Here is a 15,707-nt window from a genome sequence, read left to right on the forward strand (position 1 = left end):
ATGGCCACCGAGACCGCAACCACGATCGACGTCCTCGACGCGACCGGAGCCGTCGCCGGCAGCATCGAGCTGCCCGCCGAGCTCTTCGACGTCGAGACGAACGTCCCGCTGATCCACCAGGTCGTCACCGCGCAGCTCGCCGCCGCGCGTCAGGGCACGCACAAGACCAAGAACCGCGGCGAGGTCCGCGGTGCCGGTCGCAAGCCGTTCAAGCAGAAGGGCACCGGCCGCTCCCGTCAGGGTTCGGTCCGCGCTCCGGAGCACACCGGCGGTGGCGTCGTCCACGGACCGACCCCGCGCGACTACTCGCAGCGCACCCCGAAGAAGATGATCGCCGCAGCCCTGCTCGGCTCGCTCTCGGACCGCGCCCGCGGTGGCCGCATCTCCGCGGTGGAGTCCTTCGTCGCGGCCGAGGTGCCGTCGACCAAGACCGCCCGGACGCTCATCGAGAAGGTCGCGCCCGTCAAGCACGTGCTCGTCGTGCTCGAGTCGGACGACGAGCTGACGCTCAAGTCGGTCCGCAACCTGGCGAACGTCCACGCGCTGTCGTACGGCCAGCTCAACGCCTACGACGTGCTCAAGGCCGACGCCCTCGTCTTCAGCAAGAGCGCACTCGACGCCTTCATCGCGTCGAAGACCGCGAAGGAGATCTCCGCATGAGCGGCTTCAACAAGGACCCGCGCGACATCATCATCTCGCCGGTCGTCTCGGAGAAGAGCTACGGCCTGATCGACCAGGGCAAGTACACGTTCATCGTGGACCCCCGCTCGAACAAGACCGAGATCAAGCTCGCCATCGAGAAGATCTTCGACGTCAAGGTCGCCAGCATCAACACGCTGAACCGCCCGGGCAAGACCCGCCGCACCAAGTTCGGCATGGGCAAGCGCAAGGACACCAAGCGTGCCATCGTGACGCTCAAGTCCGGTTCGATCGACATCTTCACGGCTGTCGGCTGAGGACCTTAAGGGATAAATCATGGCTATTCGTAACTACAAGCCGACGACCCCTGGTCGTCGCGGCTCGTCGGTCGCCGACTTCGCTGAGATCACCCGTTCGACGCCGGAGAAGTCGCTGCTTCGTCCGCTGCCGAAGACCGGTGGCCGCAACAGCTCGGGCCGCATCACCACGCGTCACATCGGTGGTGGCCACAAGCGCCAGTACCGCGTGATCGACTTCCGTCGTCACGACAAGGACGGCGTGGACGCCAAGGTCGCACACATCGAGTACGACCCGAACCGCACCGCGCGCATCGCGCTCCTGCACTACGTGGACGGCACGAAGCGTTACATCATCGCGCCGAACAAGCTCAAGCAGGGCGACGTCATCGAGCAGGGCCCCGGCGCCGACATCAAGCCCGGCAACAACCTGCCGCTGCGCAACATCCCCGTGGGTACGGTCATCCACGCCATCGAGCTCCGCCCCGGTGGCGGCGCGAAGATGGCGCGTTCGGCCGGCGCCTCGGTGCGTCTCGTCGCGAAGGACGGCCCCTACGCGCAGCTCCGCCTGCCGTCGGGCGAGGTCCGCAACGTCGACGCCCGCTGCCGCGCCACCATCGGCGAGGTCGGCAACGCCGAGCAGTCCAACATCAACTGGGGCAAGGCCGGCCGCATGCGCTGGAAGGGCGTCCGCCCGACCGTGCGTGGTGTCGCGATGAACCCGGTCGACCACCCGCACGGTGGTGGTGAGGGCAAGACGTCCGGTGGTCGTCACCCGGTCAGCCCCTGGGGCCAGGCCGAGGGTCGCACGCGCAAGTCGAACAAGCCGAGCGACAAGCTCATCGTCCGTCGCCGTAACGCCGGCAAGAAGCGCAAGTAGGAGTTCAGAAGATGCCACGCAGTCTGAAGAAGGGCCCCTTCGTCGACGAGCACCTGCTCCGCAAGGTCGTCACGCAGAACGAGGCCAACACCAAGAACGTGATCCGCACCTGGTCGCGTCGCTCGATGATCGTCCCGAACATGCTCGGACACACGATCGCCGTGCACGACGGCCGCAAGCACATCCCGGTGTTCGTCACCGAGTCGATGGTCGGTCACAAGCTCGGCGAGTTCGCGCCGACCCGCACCTTCCGTGGTCACGTGAAGGACGACAAGAAGGGCCGTCGCCGCTAACGCGGGGACGAAGAGGAGGAACGAAATGGTGGAGTCGATCGCACGCGTGCGACACATCCGCGTCACGCCTCAGAAGGCCCGTCGCGTCATCGAGCTGATCCGCGGCAAGCAGGCCCACGAGGCCCTCGCCATCCTGAAGTTCGCCCCCCAGGCCGCTTCGGAGCCCGTGTACAAGCTGGTCGCCTCGGCGATCGCGAACGCACGCGTCAAGGCGGACGGCACGAACAGCTTCCTCGACGAGCGCGACCTCTACGTGAGCCGCGTCTTCGTCGACGAGGGCACGACCCTGAAGCGGTTCCAGCCGCGTGCACAGGGCCGCGCCTTCCGCATCAACAAGCGCACCAGCCACATCACGGTCGTCCTCGCGACGCCGGAAGAGGCCGAGGTCGCCGCGACGAGCAAGAAGGCGAGCAAGTAATGGGCCAGAAGGTCAACCCGTACGGCTTCCGTCTCGGGATCACGACGGACCACGTCTCGCACTGGTTCACCGACAGCACGAAGGCCGGTCAGCGCTACGCCGACTACGTGGCCGAGGACATCAAGGTGCGCGAGTACCTGAAGAAGACCCTCGACCGCGCCGGTGTCGCCCGCATCGAGCTCGAGCGCACCCGCGACCGCGTCCGCGTGGACATCCACACGGCGCGTCCGGGCATCGTCATCGGTCGCCGCGGCGCCGAGGCGGAGCGCGTCCGCAGCGAGCTGGAGAAGCTCACCAAGAAGCAGATCCAGCTCAACATCCTCGAGGTCAAGAACCCCGAGACCGAGGCCCAGCTCGTCGCGCAGGGCATCGCCGAGCAGCTCTCCGCTCGTGTCGCGTTCCGTCGCGCCATGCGCAAGGGCCTGCAGGGTGCACAGCGCGCCGGCGCCAAGGGTGTCCGCATCCAGGTGTCGGGTCGTCTCGGCGGCGCCGAGATGTCGCGCTCGGAGTTCTACCGCGAGGGCCGCGTGCCCCTGCACACGCTCCGCGCGAACATCGACTACGGCTTCTACGAGGCTCGGACCACCTTCGGCCGCATCGGCGTGAAGGTCTGGATCTACAAGGGCGACATCACGAACAAGGAGCTCGCTCGCGAGCAGGCGAACCAGCGTTCGTCGCGCCCCGAGCGTCGTGGCGGCCCGCGTGGCGAGCGCGGCGACCGTGGGGACCGCCGTGGCGGCGACCGCGGCGGCCGTCAGCAGCAGGCCCCGCAGGACGCGCCGGCCGGCGCAGGAGTTGAGGCGTAACCATGCTTATTCCCCGTCGAGTCAAGCACCGCAAGCAGCACCACCCGAAGCGCTCGGGCCAGGCGACCGGTGGCACCAAGGTGTCGTTCGGTGACTACGGCATCCAGGCGCTGACCCCCGCTTACGTGACCAACCGTCAGATCGAGTCCGCTCGTATCGCCATGACGCGTCACATCAAGCGTGGCGGCAAGGTCTGGATCAACATCTACCCGGACCGCCCGCTCACCAAGAAGCCGGCTGAGACCCGCATGGGTTCCGGTAAGGGCTCGCCCGAGTGGTGGGTCGCCAACGTCAAGCCGGGTCGTGTGCTCTTCGAGCTCTCCGGCGTCAGCGAGGACATCGCTCGCGAGGCGCTGACCCGTGCAATCCACAAGCTGCCCCTCAAGGCACGCATCATCAAGCGCGAGGAGGGCGACGCATAATGGCGATCGGTTCCAAGGAGCTCCGTCCGACGGAGCTCGACACCTTCGAGAACGAGCGTCTCGCTGACGAGCTGAAGAAGGCCAAGGAGGAACTCTTCAACCTCCGCTTCCAGTCGGCCACCGGCCAGCTGGAGAGCCACGGCCGTCTCCGTGCCGTCAAGCGCGACATCGCACGCATCTACACCGTCCTCCGCGAGCGCGAGCTCGGCATCCGTGCCACCCCCGCGCCCGTCGAGACCGCCACCAAGGCCAAGAAGACGACGAAGAAGGCTGACAAGCCCGCCGAGTCGACCGAGGCCGCTACCGCCGAGGAGAACTGATGGCGAACGAAGAGAACAACTCCGCCGCCTCGACCCGCGGCTACCGCAAGACGCGTCGCGGCTACGTGACCAGCGACAAGATGGACAAGACCATCGTGGTCGAGGTCGAGGACCGCGTGAAGCACGCGCTCTACGGCAAGATCATCCGTCGCACGTCCAAGGTGAAGGCGCACGACGAGCTCGGCACCGCCGGTGTCGGCGACCTCGTCGTCATCAGCGAGACCCGTCCCCTCAGCGCCTCCAAGCGCTGGCGCCTGGTCGAGATCCTCGAGAAGGCCAAGTAGGCCCCGGCCTGCTTCGGAATAGGAGACAGCAGTGATTCAGCAGGAATCCCGCCTGAAGGTCGCCGACAACACGGGTGCCAAGGAGATCTTGACCATCCGCGTGCTCGGTGGCTCGGGTCGTCGCTACGCCGGTCTCGGTGACGTCATCGTCGCCACGGTGAAGGACGCCATCCCCGGCGGCAACGTGAAGAAGGGTGACGTCGTCAAGGCGGTCATCGTTCGCACCAAGAAGGAGACCCGTCGTCAGGACGGCTCCTACATCAAGTTCGACGAGAACGCGGCAGTGATCCTCAAGGCCGACGGCGACCCGCGCGGTACGCGCATCTTCGGTCCGGTCGGTCGCGAGCTCCGTGACAAGAAGTTCATGAAGATCATCTCGCTCGCGCCGGAGGTGCTGTAAGCCATGGCGAACATCAAGAAGGGCGACCTCGTCCAGGTGATCACGGGCGCCAAGCAGGAGCGCGGCGGCGACCGTGGCAAGCAGGGCAAGGTCATCGAGGTCCTCAAGGACAAGAACCGGGTCGTCGTCGAGGGCGTGAACTTCGTCACGAAGCACGTCCGCGTCGGCCAGACGCAGCGTGGTTCGAAGACGGGCGGCATCGAGCAGCACGAGGCTCCGATCCACGTCTCGAACGTCGCGATCGTCGACCCGAAGACCAAGAAGCCGACGCGCGTCGGTTTCCGCATCGAAGAGGTGGAGAAGGACGGCGTCAAGAAGACCGTCCGCGTCCGCTACGCCAAGAAGTCGGGTGAGAAGCTCTGATGACCGACACGACTGCCGCGCCGGCGACCAAGGTCGAGCCGCGCCTCAAGCAGAAGTACAAGAACGAGATCAAGACCGCTCTCACCGAGCAGTTCGGGTACGCGAACGTCAACCAGGTCCCCGGCCTGGTCAAGGTCGTCGTGAACACCGGCGTCGGCGAGGCGGCTCGTGACTCGAAGATCATCGAGGGGGCCGTCAAGGACCTCACGGCGATCACGGGTCAGAAGCCGGTCGTGACGAAGGCCCGCAAGTCCATCGCGCAGTTCAAGCTGCGTGAGGGCCAGGCCATCGGCGCGCACGTCACCCTCCGTGGTGACCGTGCGTGGGAGTTCATCGACCGCCTCGTCACCCTCGCACTGCCCCGCATCCGCGACTTCCGCGGCCTGAGCGACAAGCAGTTCGACGGCAACGGCAACTACACGTTCGGTCTCACGGAGCAGTCGATGTTCCACGAGATCGACCAGGACCGCATCGACCGCGTGCGTGGCTTCGACATCACCGTCGTGACCACCGCGAAGACGGACGACGAGGGCCGCGCGCTGCTCCGCCAGCTCGGCTTCCCGTTCCGTTCGGCCGACCAGACGGTCTAAGATAGTCCGGGCGTTGCGGGCCGGAGGATTCACGTCCTCCGGCCCGCACGCACGAACACCGGCCGTCGGCGTCAGCCGCCGGCCTCCAGGTCTCCGGGAACCGCTCGGAGACCACCCGATCGCTCAGGTCGGCATTCGTGGAACGGGTGTCGAAACCAGGCGAAGAATGGACGACCATCATGACGATGACCGATCCGGTCGCAGACATGCTGACCAGATTGCGGAACGCGAACTCGGCGCACCACGACGCCGTCTCGCTGCCCAGCTCCAAGCTGAAGAAGAACATCGCCGACATCCTCAAGCGCGAGGGTTACATCAGCGAGTGGAAGATCGAGGACGCCCGCGTCGGGCAGACCCTCACGATCGACCTGAAGTACGGCCCCGAGCGCGAGCGTTCGATCGCCGGCATCAAGCGCGTCTCGAAGCCCGGTCTCCGGGTGTACGCGAAGTCGACGGAGATCCCCCAGGTCCTCGGTGGCCTCGGCGTGGCGATCCTCTCGACCTCGTCGGGACTGCTCACCGACCGTGAAGCCGAGCAGAAGGGCGTGGGTGGGGAAGTCCTCGCCTACGTGTGGTGACCGACAATGTCTCGTATCGGACGTCTTCCCATCGACATCCCCGCCGGCGTGACCGTCTCCGTCGACGGTTCGACCGTTGCGGTCAAGGGCCCGAAGGGCGAGCTCTCGCTCGTCATCGCTGAGCCCATCCAGGCCAAGGTCGAGGAGAACCAGGTCCTCGTCACGCGCCCGGACGACGAGCGCGAGTCCCGTGCCCTGCACGGCCTGACCCGCACCCTCATCGCGAACAACATCGTCGGCGTCACCCAGGGCTACTCCAAGGGCCTCGAGGTCGTCGGCACCGGTTACCGCGTGGCGGCGAAGGGCTCGAACGTCGAGTTCGCGCTCGGCTACTCCCACCCCATCACGGTCGAGCCGCCGGCGGGCATCAGCTTCGCCGTCGAGGGCAACAACAAGCTCACCGTGTCGGGCATCGACAAGCAGGCCGTCGGCGAGGTGGCTGCCAACATCCGCAAGCTGCGCAAGCCCGAGCCCTACAAGGGCAAGGGTGTCCGCTACGCGGGCGAGATCGTGCGCCGCAAGGCCGGAAAGTCAGGTAAGTGATCATGGCTCTCGGTATCCGAGGAAAGAGCAAGTCGGCCGCCAAGGCGCGCCGTCACAACCGTCTCCGCAAGAAGATCACCGGCACCGAGGCGCGTCCGCGTCTCGCCGTCACCCGGTCGTCGCGTCACGTGTTCGTCCAGGTCATCGACGACGCGAAGGGCCACACCCTGGCCAGTGCGTCGACGATGGAGGCCGACCTCCGTTCGTTCGACGGCGACAAGACGGCCAAGGCCCGTCGCATCGGCGAGCTCGTCGCCGAGCGTGCGAAGGCTGCCGGCGTCGAGGCCGTGGTCTTCGACCGCGGTGGGAGCAAGTACGCCGGTCGCGTCGCCGCGATCGCCGATGGTGCCCGTGAAGGAGGGCTGAACCTGTGAGCGACATCGCGAACAACAACGAAGCGGCCGAGACCGAGACCGCTCCTGCGGCCGAGGCGACGACCGAGGCCAAGGCCACGACCGGCAAGGAGGCGGACACCGCCGCCGTCGCCGAGCGTCCGGTCGAGACCGCCGCGGGTTCCGCGTCGAACAACCGCGACAACGCCGACCAGCGCGGCCGTCGTGGCGGCGGGCGTGACCGTCAGCAGGGCCGCGACCGCAACAACCGCGGTGGCGACAGCCAGTTCCTCGAGCGCGTGGTGACCATCAACCGCGTCTCGAAGGTCGTCAAGGGTGGTCGTCGCTTCAGCTTCACGGCGCTCGTCGTCGTCGGTGACGGCAACGGCCTCGTCGGTGTCGGCTACGGCAAGGCGAAGGAAGTCCCCACCGCGATCTCGAAGGGCGTCGAGGAGGCGAAGAAGAACTTCTTCCGCGTCCCCCGCGTCGGCAACACGATCCCGCACCCCACCCAGGGTGAGGCCGCTGCCGGTGTCGTGCTCCTGCGTCCGGCCGCTGCCGGTACCGGTGTCATCGCCGGTGGTCCGGTCCGCGCCGTGCTCGAGTGCGCCGGCATCCACGACGTCCTGAGCAAGTCGCTCGGCTCGTCGAACACCATCAACATCGTGCACGCGACGGTCACGGCGCTGCAGCAGCTCGAGGAGCCCCGCGCCGTCGCCAGCCGTCGTGGCCTCGACGTCGACCGGGTCGTCCCGGCGCGTCTGCTCCAGGCCGAGGCCGCAGCACTGCGTGCCGCGACCGAGAAGGCAGGTGCGTGATGGCGATGCTGAAGATCACGCAGACGAAGTCCGTTATCAGCGAGAAGCAGTACCAGCGCGACACCCTGCGCAGCCTGGGCCTCAAGCGCATCGGCCGTACGGTCCTGCGTGAGGACAACGCCCAGAACCGCGGGTACGTCGCGACGGTCGCGCACCTCGTGAAGGTCGAGGAGGTCGACGCATGAGCGACGAGAAGAACGAGCGGGTCCAGGTGCTGAAGCTGCACCACCTCCGCCCGGCTGCCGGTTCCAAGAAGGACCGCACCCGTGTCGGCCGTGGTGAGGGCTCCAAGGGCAAGACCGCCGGCCGTGGTACCAAGGGCCAGAAGGCTCGTTACCAGGTCAAGGTCGGCTTCGAGGGTGGGCAGATGCCGCTGCACATGCGCACCCCGAAGCTCCGCGGGTTCAAGAACCCGTTCCGTGTCGAGTACCAGGTCGTGAACCTGGACAAGATCGCGGAGCTCTACCCCAACGGTGGCGACGTCACCGTCGCGGACCTGGTCGCCAAGGGCGCCGTCCGCAAGAACGAGAAGGTCAAGGTTCTCGGTCAGGGTGACATCAGCGTGAAGCTCACGGTCTCGGTCGACAAGGTCTCGGCGTCCGCCGCCGAGAAGATCGCGGCTGCTGGCGGCACCGTCTCCCAGTAACCCCCGTCGGCGGCCCGTGCGTTTGCGCACGGGCCGCCGTTACGGTTTCCTTGACAGTGGCCGTCGTCCGACGGCCTGGTCGGCGCTGCCGACCGAACCGTGACGCCCGGTCGGGTCGCGCGGTCCCAGAAGTTCGGAGTCCTCGTGTTCAGAGCGGTCGCGCGCATCATGCGCACCCCAGATCTTCGGAAGAAGATCGGCTTCACCCTCGCGATCATCGCGCTGTTCCGCCTGGGGTCGTACATCCCCGCACCGTTCGTCGACTACGCCGCCGTGCAGAGCTGCCTCGCCAGCGCGTCGTCCTCCGGCGGCCTCTACGACCTGATCAACCTGTTCTCCGGCGGCGCGCTGCTGAAGCTCTCGGTCTTCGCGCTCGGCATCATGCCGTACATCACGTCGTCGATCATCGTGCAGCTCCTGCGCGTCGTGATCCCGCACTTCGACGCCCTCTACAAGGAGGGGCAGTCGGGCCAGGCGAAGCTGACGCAGTACACGCGCTACCTCACCATCGCGCTCGGTGTGCTGCAGTCGACCACGCTCATCACGGTCGCCCGCTCCGGCGCCCTGTTCGGCACGAACGCCTCGGCGTCCTGCTCGTCGATCATCTCGAACGACAGCTGGTACGCGATCATGCTCATGGTCGTCACGCTGACCGCCGGCACCGGCCTCATCATGTGGATGGGCGAGCTCGTCACCGAGCGCGGTATCGGCAACGGCATGTCGCTCCTCATCTTCACGTCGATCGCGGCGCAGTTCCCGTCGGCGCTCTGGGCCATCGAGCAGTCGCAGTCCTTCGAGCTCTTCCTGTTCGTGATCCTCGTCGGCCTGGTGATCATGATGGCCGTCGTGTTCGTCGAGCAGTCGCAGCGGCGCATCCCCGTGCAGTACGCCAAGCGCATGGTCGGTCGTCGCACCTACGGCGGCAACAACACGTACATCCCGATCAAGGTGAACATGGCCGGCGTCGTGCCCGTCATCTTCGCCTCGTCGCTGCTCTACCTGCCGGCCCTGGTCGCGCAGTTCAACCAGCCCTCCGACGGCACCGAGCCGGCCGCGTGGGTGACCTGGATCCAGAACAACCTGACCTCGGGTGACAACTGGTTCTACATGGTCCTGTACTTCCTGCTCATCGTCGGGTTCACGTACTTCTACGTCGCGATCACCTTCAACCCCGAAGAGGTCGCCGACAACATGAAGAAGTACGGCGGCTTCATCCCGGGCATCCGGGCCGGTCGTCCGACGGCCGAGTACCTCGACTACGTCCTGACCCGGGTGACGTTGCCCGGCTCGCTCTACCTCGGTCTCATCGCGCTCATCCCGCTGGCAGCACTGGCGCTGTTCGGCGCGAACCAGAACTTCCCGTTCGGCGGCGCGAGCATCCTCATCATCGTGGGTGTCGGTCTCGAGACCGTGAAGCAGATCGACTCGCAGCTGCAGCAACGTCACTACGAAGGGCTTCTCCGTTGAGCGCACGTCTCATCATCGTCGGACCTCCCGGAGCCGGGAAGGGCACCCAGGCCGGTCGCATCGCGGAGGGCTTCGGCGTCCCCGCGATCTCCACGGGTGACATCTTCCGCAAGAACGTCTCCGAGGGCACGCCGCTCGGGGTGCAGGCGAAGGCGATCATGGACGCCGGCGACTACGTGCCGGACGAGCTGACCAACGAGCTCGTCAAGTCCCGTCTGGCGGAGGCGGACGCCGAGCAGGGCTTCCTGCTCGACGGCTACCCCCGCACCGTCGGCCAGGTGGCGTACCTCGACGCGCTCCTCGCCGAGCAGGGCACCGGGATCGACGCCGTCGTGCAGCTCGTCGCCGACCAGGACGCCCTGGTCGAGCGCCTGCTCAAGCGCGCCCAGGACCAGGGTCGCACCGACGACAACGAGGACACCATCCGTCGTCGCCAGCAGGTGTACACGGAGCAGACGGCGCCGATCGTCGCGGCCTACGCGGAGCGCGGGCTCGTCGTGGACGTCGACGGCCTCGGCGGCATCGACGAGGTCGGCGACCGCATCCAGGCGGCCCTGACGTCCCGCGGGCTCACCGCGGGCGTCTGAGTCCTCGTCGTGCGCCGTCGGAAGCCGTCGATCTACAAGTCCCCCGACGAACTCCGGGCGATGGTCCGTCCAGGGCTGCTGACCGAGGCCGCCCTCACCGCGGTCCGGGAGGCGCTCCGGCCGGGGGTCACCACGGGTGAGCTCGACGCGATCGCCGAGCGGACGATCCGCGTCGGCGGCGGCATCCCGAACTTCCAGCTCGTGCCGGGCTACCGGCACACGCTGTGCGTCTCGGTGAACGACGAGATCGTGCACGGGATCCCCGGCGACCGCGTGCTCCAGCCGGGAGACATCGTGTCGGTCGACGCCGGTGCCGAGGTCGACGGGTGGAACGGCGACAGCGCGTTCACGACGGTGCTGCCCGGTGGTGACGCCCCGCTGGCCGCGGCGCGCCAGACGCTCTCCGACACGACCGAGCGAGCGCTGTGGCACGGCATCGCGGCCCTCGCCCACGCGCGCTCCCTGAACGAGGTCGGCGCGGTCGTCGAGGACGCCGTCGACGAGACCGGTGCGTGGGGCATCGTCGAGGACTTCACGGGGCACGGCATCGGCCGTTCGATGCACGAGGAGCCGCCGGTCTTCAACTACCGGGTCCGCGGTGCGGGTCCGGCGGTGAAGCCCGGTCTGGTGGTGGCGATCGAACCGATGATCACCGCCGGCACGATCGACAGCTCGACGGACGACGACGACTGGACGATCCGCACGCTCGACGGTTCGGACGCGGCGCACTGGGAGCACTCGGTCGCCGTGCACGCGGACGGCATCTGGGTCCTGACCGCCACCGACGGCGGGGCCTCCGGCCTCGTGCCGCTCGGCGTCACGCCCGTCCCGATCACGTAGCGCGAGTCCCCCCGGTCGCACCGGCCTGGAGGCGCGCCCCGCCGTGGAACGGCGGGGACCCTCCGCAAGGTGTCAGTTCCCGACCGTGCAGGTCTGCTCGGACGCGGCCTGTCCGGAGATGCTCGACGGCAGCGGCGTCGCGCTCGGAGCGGTCGTCGTCGTCCCGCTGCCGCCCGACCCCGTGCTGCTCGTCGGCGCGGTGCCGGTCGCCGGCGACTGGCTCGACGGTGCCGTGCCGGTGGACGGAGCGGTGCCGGTGCTCGGCGTCGGCGTGCTGCCGGCCGTCGGGGACTCCTCCGAGGCCCGCCCGGTCGTCGAGTCGGACAACGACGTCCTCCGGTCCTCCTGCAGCGCCACGTTGAGCGCGTGCGCGGGGTCCGTGGAGACGAGCACGTGCGCGCTGTCCTGCGGGTCGTCGACCACCGGGTACTGCACGAACAGCATGTTCGCCGTGCTCATCCCGCGGAGGGTGGAGGCGAGGCCGACGAGGGTCCGGGTCTGCGCGAGCCCGTCGGAGAGCGTCATGTTGCCGAGGGCGGCGCCGGCGAGCTTGTAGAGCGTGACCGGGTTCGACAGGGTGCCGTCCGAGGTCACCTTGCGCAGCAGGGCGGAGAGGAACACCTGCTGCGAGCTGATGCGGGCGAGGTCGCTCGAGTCGCCCACACCGTGACGGCTGCGCAGGAAGGCGAGGGCGTCCTGCCCGGCGAGGGTGTGCTGCCCGGCCGAGAGCTGGAGGCCGGTGTACGTGTCGTCGATGGGCTTGGCCACGCAGACGTCCACGCCGCCGACGGCGTTCGACATCGAGACGACGCCGTCGAAGGTGATCAGCCCGGCGTAGGGGATCGTGAGGCCGGTCAGGTTCTCGACGGTGTCGACGACGCAGGAGAGCCCGCCGTGGCCGAGGGACTCGTTGAGCAGTTCGCCGTCGGAGGCCGGGTAGGTCGTCCCGGTCTCGGGGTTCGTGCAGGCCGGGATCGGCACCTCGAGGTCGCGCGGGAAGCTCACGGCCGTGAGCTGCTGGTGGTCCTGGGAGATGTGGACGAGGATCGTGACGTCGTTCCGGGCACCCTCGACCTTCTCGTCGGAGTCGAACTGCCCGATCCGGGTGTCACTCCCGACGATCAGGATGTTCGCGCCGCCCTTGATCGCGGTGATGTCGGCGGTCTTCGCCGTGTCCTGGTCGTCCGAGCTCAGCTCGACCGTGTGCGGTGCCGCGGCGAGCTGCGCGCCGGCGATCGCCGCGACGCTCGTCCCGCTGACCAGGACGACCGCCAGGGCCGACGCCACGAGGCCCAGTGCGGTGCCCCAGCCGCGGTGGCGGCGCAGGCGGCCGTGACGGGCGAGGGGGCGGCGTGGTGCGTGGGGCACGGGGACTCCGATCGGTGGTCCGGCGCGGGGGACGGACGTCGATCGCCAGGCTACGGGCGGACCCGGGGCGGGGAACCGGGAAGTCGCCGACGGTCCACTGGGGAACACTCAGCCTCGTGGCGCGCGGCCGGAGGGAGCCGGCACTTGGCAATACCGCCGCCATCACATAGGATCGACCTTTGGTGTGCCATGCCCTTCGGCGTGGCGCCCGACCCGCAGACCGGCTCGGGGATCACACCGGTAATCCAACCAAGCGACAGTGAGGCTATGGCCAAGAAAGACGGCGTCATCGAGATCGAGGGCTCGGTGCTCGAAGCTCTGCCCAACGCGATGTTCCGCGTTGAGCTGACCAACGGACACAAGGTCCTCGCGCACATCTCCGGGAAGATGCGCCAGCACTACATCCGCATCCTCCCCGAGGACCGCGTGATCGTGGAGCTGAGCCCGTACGACCTGACCCGCGGCCGGATCGTCTACCGCTACAAGTGATCCGCGAGCTGGAAAGGAACGGCTCGGCGAACCCGCCGGGCACGAAGCCAGCGAGCACGAGGAAACAACCATGAAGGTCAACCCCAGCGTCAAGCCCATCTGCGAGCACTGCCGAGTGATCCGCCGGAAGGGCCGCGTCATGGTGATCTGCAAGAGCAACCCGCGCCACAAGCAGCGCCAGGGCTGAGCTCCCAGCAGGACCCACAACTCAACACTGAACACGCAGTACCAGATCCCGTGGCTCCGGCCGCGGGGGACACCTCGGGGCGGAGGCCCGGGCACCGGTACTGCGCCACACCTCCATCGACAACAGGAGCAGCCAGCACATGGCACGTCTAGCAGGCGTCGACATCCCGCGCGAGAAGCGCGTGGAGATCGCACTCACGTACATCTACGGCGTCGGCCGTACCCGCGCGGTCCAGGCACTCGCCGAGACCGGTATCTCCGGTGACATCCGCGTCAAGGACCTGACCGACGACCAGCTCGTCGCCCTCCGTGACTTCATCGAGGGCAACTTCAAGGTGGAAGGTGACCTCCGCCGCGAGGTCGCCGCCGACATCCGCCGCAAGGTCGAGATCGGTAGCTACGAGGGTCTCCGCCACCGTCGTGGTCTCCCGGTGCGTGGTCAGCGCACCAAGACCAACGCGCGTACCCGCAAGGGACCGAAGCGCACCGTGGCAGGCAAGAAGAAGGCCCGATAGGAGATCATCATGGCTACCCCCAAGACTGCCGCGCGCAAGCCGCGTCGCAAGGAGAAGAAGAACGTCGCCGTGGGCCAGGCCCACATCAAGAGCACGTTCAACAACACCATCGTCAGCATCACCGACCCGTCGGGTGCCGTCCTCAGCTGGGCGTCCTCGGGTGCCGTGGGCTTCAAGGGTTCGCGCAAGTCGACGCCGTTCGCGGCGCAGCTCGCCGCCGAGTCCGCTGCGCGTCAGGCGCAGGAGCACGGCGTCAAGAAGGTCGACGTCTTCGTCAAGGGCCCGGGCTCGGGTCGCGAGACCGCGATCCGCTCCCTGCAGGCCGCTGGCCTCGAGGTCGGTTCGATCAACGACGTCACCCCGCAGGCGCACAACGGCTGCCGCCCGCCGAAGCGTCGCCGCGTCTGACGCGAGGAGCAACCGGCCGTTCCCCGCTCGTCCCCTGACCGGGGCGAGCGGGGCCGGCCATTCCTGGTCGTTCGATCGCGGGGGGTGGGCCGTTCCGGTCCGCCCGTCCGCGTGATCACAACTCAACAGACCCGTCGGGGCCCGGTCGGCCCCGTCGTACCGCCGAGTGTCATATAGCGGACACTCCGCCGAAAGGAATCCCACAGTGCTCATTGCACAGCGCCCCACCCTGACCGAGGAGTCGATCTCCGAGTACCGCTCGCGCTTCGTCATCGAGCCGCTCGAGCCGGGCTTCGGTTACACCCTCGGCAACTCGCTGCGCCGCACGCTCCTCTCCTCGATCCCCGGCGCGGCTGTCACCAGCATCCGCATCGACGGCGTCCTCCACGAGTTCAGCACCGTCCCCGGTGTCAAGGAAGACGTCACCGAGATCATCCTCAACATCAAGAGCCTCGTCGTCTCCAGCGAGCACGACGAGCCGATCACCGCGTACCTGCGCAAGCAGGGTGCCGGTCAGGTCACCGCGGCGGACATCTCCGCCCCGGCCGGCGTCGAGATCCACAACCCGGACCTCGTCATCGCGACCCTGAACGACACCGCGCGGTTCGAGCTCGAGCTGACGATCGAGCGTGGCCGCGGCTACGTGTCGGCGACGCAGAACCGTTCCGAGTTCAGCGAGGCCGGTCAGATCCCGATCGACTCGATCTACTCGCCGGTCCTCAAGGTCACCTACCGCGTCGAGGCGACGCGTGCCGGTGAGCGCACGGACTTCGACCGCCTGGTCGTCGACGTCGAGTCGAAGCCGGCGATCACGCCGCGCGACGCCATCGCGTCGGCCGGTCGCACGCTGGTCGAGCTGTTCGGTCTCGCCCGCGAGCTGAACACGGCGGCCGAGGGCATCGAGATCGGCCCCGCGCCGGTCGACGCGGTGCTCTCGAACGAGCTGCAGACCCCGATCGAGGACCTCGACCTGTCGGTCCGCAGCTACAACTGCCTCAAGCGGGAGGGCATCAACACGGTGTCCGAGCTCGTCGCCCTGTCGGAGACGCAGCTCATGAACATCCGCAACTTCGGTCAGAAGTCGGTGGACGAGGTCAAGGACAAGCTCACCGAGCTCGGCCTGTCCCTCAAGGACACCGTCCCCGGATTCGACGGCGCCCACTTCTACAGCGGGTACGACGAGGACGAGTCCAACAACTGACCTCGCGCTCACGCGCAC

The 15,707-nt window shown here is 67.8% G+C and carries 27 protein-coding genes; 26 read left to right on the forward strand and 1 reads right to left on the reverse strand.

Features of this window, described 5'->3' with window-relative positions:
- The 21 genes from rplD to map all read left to right on the forward strand — a co-directional run bounded on the left by rplD (position 1) and on the right by map (position 11,522).
- The gene (gene rplD / locus H7A69_RS01135; protein WP_182045389.1) at positions 1–660 is read left to right on the forward strand and encodes a 50S ribosomal protein L4; all 660 of its coding nucleotides are present in this window, start codon (positions 1–3) and stop codon (positions 658–660) included.
- Positions 657–956, forward strand: coding sequence for a 50S ribosomal protein L23 (gene rplW, locus H7A69_RS01140; RefSeq protein ID WP_065960036.1), 300 nt, complete (start codon positions 657–659; stop codon positions 954–956). Before rplD ends, rplW begins: the two co-directional genes overlap by 4 nt.
- Positions 957–975: 19 nt before the next feature.
- Positions 976–1,815 carry a 50S ribosomal protein L2 gene (gene rplB / locus H7A69_RS01145; RefSeq protein WP_065960035.1) on the forward strand — a complete coding sequence of 280 codons (840 nt, stop codon included), beginning with the start codon at positions 976–978 and terminating at the stop codon, positions 1,813–1,815.
- An 11-nt stretch (positions 1,816–1,826) separates the two neighbouring features.
- On the forward strand, positions 1,827–2,108 hold the full coding sequence (rpsS, locus tag H7A69_RS01150) for a 30S ribosomal protein S19 (RefSeq protein WP_017885529.1): 282 nt from the start codon (positions 1,827–1,829) through the stop codon (positions 2,106–2,108).
- Between the two features lie 25 nt (positions 2,109–2,133).
- Entirely contained in the window at positions 2,134–2,526 is a 393-nt protein-coding gene (gene rplV / locus H7A69_RS01155) for a 50S ribosomal protein L22 (protein ID WP_069712805.1), read from the forward strand.
- Entirely contained in the window at positions 2,526–3,332 is an 807-nt protein-coding gene (rpsC, locus tag H7A69_RS01160) for a 30S ribosomal protein S3 (RefSeq protein ID WP_069712806.1), read from the forward strand. Before rplV ends, rpsC begins: the two co-directional genes overlap by 1 nt.
- A gap of 2 nt (positions 3,333–3,334) precedes the next feature.
- Positions 3,335–3,754 (forward strand): 50S ribosomal protein L16, encoded by a 420-nt coding sequence (gene rplP, locus H7A69_RS01165; RefSeq protein WP_065960031.1) that lies wholly within the window; start codon positions 3,335–3,337, stop codon positions 3,752–3,754.
- A complete protein-coding gene (gene rpmC, locus H7A69_RS01170) occupies positions 3,754–4,074 on the forward strand; it encodes a 50S ribosomal protein L29 (protein ID WP_065960029.1) in 321 nt (106 codons plus the stop codon). Before rplP ends, rpmC begins: the two co-directional genes overlap by 1 nt.
- Positions 4,074–4,358 carry a 30S ribosomal protein S17 gene (gene rpsQ, locus H7A69_RS01175; RefSeq protein ID WP_066657023.1) on the forward strand — a complete coding sequence of 95 codons (285 nt, stop codon included), beginning with the start codon at positions 4,074–4,076 and terminating at the stop codon, positions 4,356–4,358. Before rpmC ends, rpsQ begins: the two co-directional genes overlap by 1 nt.
- 31 nt (positions 4,359–4,389) lie before the next feature.
- Positions 4,390–4,758, forward strand: a complete 369-nt coding sequence (gene rplN / locus H7A69_RS01180; RefSeq protein ID WP_017885523.1) for a 50S ribosomal protein L14 — start codon at positions 4,390–4,392, stop codon at positions 4,756–4,758.
- 3 nt (positions 4,759–4,761) lie between these two features.
- Complete coding sequence (rplX, locus tag H7A69_RS01185) at positions 4,762–5,121, forward strand: 50S ribosomal protein L24 (RefSeq protein WP_069712807.1); 360 nt, start codon at positions 4,762–4,764, stop codon at positions 5,119–5,121.
- Positions 5,121–5,711, forward strand: a complete 591-nt coding sequence (rplE, locus tag H7A69_RS01190) for a 50S ribosomal protein L5 (protein ID WP_069712808.1) — start codon at positions 5,121–5,123, stop codon at positions 5,709–5,711. The genes rplX and rplE overlap by 1 nt, the downstream gene beginning before the upstream one ends.
- A 179-nt stretch (positions 5,712–5,890) precedes the next feature.
- Complete coding sequence (gene rpsH / locus H7A69_RS01195; protein WP_069712809.1) at positions 5,891–6,289, forward strand: 30S ribosomal protein S8; 399 nt, start codon at positions 5,891–5,893, stop codon at positions 6,287–6,289.
- Positions 6,290–6,295: 6 nt separating this feature from the next.
- Entirely contained in the window at positions 6,296–6,832 is a 537-nt protein-coding gene (rplF, locus tag H7A69_RS01200) for a 50S ribosomal protein L6 (RefSeq protein WP_069712810.1), read from the forward strand.
- 2 nt (positions 6,833–6,834) lie between these two features.
- The gene (gene rplR / locus H7A69_RS01205; protein ID WP_066657014.1) at positions 6,835–7,206 is read left to right on the forward strand and encodes a 50S ribosomal protein L18; all 372 of its coding nucleotides are present in this window, start codon (positions 6,835–6,837) and stop codon (positions 7,204–7,206) included.
- 5 nt (positions 7,207–7,211) lie between these two features.
- Complete coding sequence (rpsE, locus tag H7A69_RS01210; protein WP_182045446.1) at positions 7,212–7,982, forward strand: 30S ribosomal protein S5; 771 nt, start codon at positions 7,212–7,214, stop codon at positions 7,980–7,982.
- Positions 7,982–8,167, forward strand: coding sequence for a 50S ribosomal protein L30 (gene rpmD / locus H7A69_RS01215; RefSeq protein WP_022906355.1), 186 nt, complete (start codon positions 7,982–7,984; stop codon positions 8,165–8,167). The genes rpsE and rpmD overlap by 1 nt, the downstream gene beginning before the upstream one ends.
- Positions 8,164–8,628, forward strand: a complete 465-nt coding sequence (gene rplO / locus H7A69_RS01220; protein WP_220456166.1) for a 50S ribosomal protein L15 — start codon at positions 8,164–8,166, stop codon at positions 8,626–8,628. Before rpmD ends, rplO begins: the two co-directional genes overlap by 4 nt.
- 144 nt (positions 8,629–8,772) lie before the next feature.
- A complete protein-coding gene (secY, locus tag H7A69_RS01225; RefSeq protein ID WP_058728271.1) occupies positions 8,773–10,095 on the forward strand; it encodes a preprotein translocase subunit SecY in 1,323 nt (440 codons plus the stop codon).
- Positions 10,092–10,682 (forward strand): adenylate kinase, encoded by a 591-nt coding sequence (locus H7A69_RS01230; protein ID WP_069712813.1) that lies wholly within the window; start codon positions 10,092–10,094, stop codon positions 10,680–10,682. The genes secY and H7A69_RS01230 overlap by 4 nt, the downstream gene beginning before the upstream one ends.
- Positions 10,683–10,691: 9 nt before the next feature.
- Positions 10,692–11,522: a type I methionyl aminopeptidase gene (gene map, locus H7A69_RS01235; protein ID WP_259346017.1), complete on the forward strand. Its 831-nt coding sequence runs from the start codon at positions 10,692–10,694 to the stop codon at positions 11,520–11,522.
- Between the two features lie 72 nt (positions 11,523–11,594).
- On the opposite strand, the gene H7A69_RS01240 is transcribed toward map, so the two are convergent.
- A complete protein-coding gene (locus H7A69_RS01240; protein ID WP_259346018.1) occupies positions 11,595–12,890 on the reverse strand; it encodes an LCP family protein in 1,296 nt (431 codons plus the stop codon).
- A gap of 267 nt (positions 12,891–13,157) precedes the next feature.
- On the opposite strand from H7A69_RS01240, the gene infA reads away from it, so the two are divergent.
- From infA to H7A69_RS01265, 5 genes are all read left to right on the forward strand, one after another.
- On the forward strand, positions 13,158–13,379 hold the full coding sequence (infA, locus tag H7A69_RS01245; RefSeq protein WP_017885509.1) for a translation initiation factor IF-1: 222 nt from the start codon (positions 13,158–13,160) through the stop codon (positions 13,377–13,379).
- Between the two features lie 70 nt (positions 13,380–13,449).
- On the forward strand, positions 13,450–13,566 hold the full coding sequence (gene rpmJ / locus H7A69_RS01250) for a 50S ribosomal protein L36 (RefSeq protein ID WP_022903266.1): 117 nt from the start codon (positions 13,450–13,452) through the stop codon (positions 13,564–13,566).
- Positions 13,567–13,705: 139 nt separating this feature from the next.
- The gene (rpsM, locus tag H7A69_RS01255) at positions 13,706–14,080 is read left to right on the forward strand and encodes a 30S ribosomal protein S13 (RefSeq protein ID WP_058728274.1); all 375 of its coding nucleotides are present in this window, start codon (positions 13,706–13,708) and stop codon (positions 14,078–14,080) included.
- A 9-nt stretch (positions 14,081–14,089) separates the two neighbouring features.
- A complete protein-coding gene (rpsK, locus tag H7A69_RS01260) occupies positions 14,090–14,488 on the forward strand; it encodes a 30S ribosomal protein S11 (protein WP_017885507.1) in 399 nt (132 codons plus the stop codon).
- 205 nt (positions 14,489–14,693) lie between these two features.
- Positions 14,694–15,689, forward strand: a complete 996-nt coding sequence (locus H7A69_RS01265; RefSeq protein WP_069712814.1) for a DNA-directed RNA polymerase subunit alpha — start codon at positions 14,694–14,696, stop codon at positions 15,687–15,689.
- Positions 15,690–15,707 lie beyond the last annotated feature (18 nt).

This window comes from Curtobacterium sp. ME26, from assembly GCF_903970945.1.
Taxonomy (GTDB): Bacteria; Actinomycetota; Actinomycetes; order Actinomycetales; family Microbacteriaceae; genus Curtobacterium; species Curtobacterium citri.

Coding starts and splice junctions, on each gene's coding strand:
- rplD (WP_182045389.1), top strand. CDS start 1: ATGGCCACCGAGACCGCAACCACGATCGACGTCCTCGACGCGACCGGA.
- rplW (WP_065960036.1), top strand. CDS start 657: ATGAGCGGCTTCAACAAGGACCCGCGCGACATCATCATCTCGCCGGTC.
- rplB (WP_065960035.1), top strand. CDS start 976: ATGGCTATTCGTAACTACAAGCCGACGACCCCTGGTCGTCGCGGCTCG.
- rpsS (WP_017885529.1), top strand. CDS start 1,827: ATGCCACGCAGTCTGAAGAAGGGCCCCTTCGTCGACGAGCACCTGCTC.
- rplV (WP_069712805.1), top strand. CDS start 2,134: ATGGTGGAGTCGATCGCACGCGTGCGACACATCCGCGTCACGCCTCAG.
- rpsC (WP_069712806.1), top strand. CDS start 2,526: ATGGGCCAGAAGGTCAACCCGTACGGCTTCCGTCTCGGGATCACGACG.
- rplP (WP_065960031.1), top strand. CDS start 3,335: ATGCTTATTCCCCGTCGAGTCAAGCACCGCAAGCAGCACCACCCGAAG.
- rpmC (WP_065960029.1), top strand. CDS start 3,754: ATGGCGATCGGTTCCAAGGAGCTCCGTCCGACGGAGCTCGACACCTTC.
- rpsQ (WP_066657023.1), top strand. CDS start 4,074: ATGGCGAACGAAGAGAACAACTCCGCCGCCTCGACCCGCGGCTACCGC.
- rplX (WP_069712807.1), top strand. CDS start 4,762: ATGGCGAACATCAAGAAGGGCGACCTCGTCCAGGTGATCACGGGCGCC.
- rplE (WP_069712808.1), top strand. CDS start 5,121: ATGACCGACACGACTGCCGCGCCGGCGACCAAGGTCGAGCCGCGCCTC.
- rpsH (WP_069712809.1), top strand. CDS start 5,891: ATGACGATGACCGATCCGGTCGCAGACATGCTGACCAGATTGCGGAAC.
- rplF (WP_069712810.1), top strand. CDS start 6,296: ATGTCTCGTATCGGACGTCTTCCCATCGACATCCCCGCCGGCGTGACC.
- rplR (WP_066657014.1), top strand. CDS start 6,835: ATGGCTCTCGGTATCCGAGGAAAGAGCAAGTCGGCCGCCAAGGCGCGC.
- rpmD (WP_022906355.1), top strand. CDS start 7,982: ATGGCGATGCTGAAGATCACGCAGACGAAGTCCGTTATCAGCGAGAAG.
- rplO (WP_220456166.1), top strand. CDS start 8,164: ATGAGCGACGAGAAGAACGAGCGGGTCCAGGTGCTGAAGCTGCACCAC.
- infA (WP_017885509.1), top strand. CDS start 13,158: ATGGCCAAGAAAGACGGCGTCATCGAGATCGAGGGCTCGGTGCTCGAA.
- rpmJ (WP_022903266.1), top strand. CDS start 13,450: ATGAAGGTCAACCCCAGCGTCAAGCCCATCTGCGAGCACTGCCGAGTG.
- rpsM (WP_058728274.1), top strand. CDS start 13,706: ATGGCACGTCTAGCAGGCGTCGACATCCCGCGCGAGAAGCGCGTGGAG.
- rpsK (WP_017885507.1), top strand. CDS start 14,090: ATGGCTACCCCCAAGACTGCCGCGCGCAAGCCGCGTCGCAAGGAGAAG.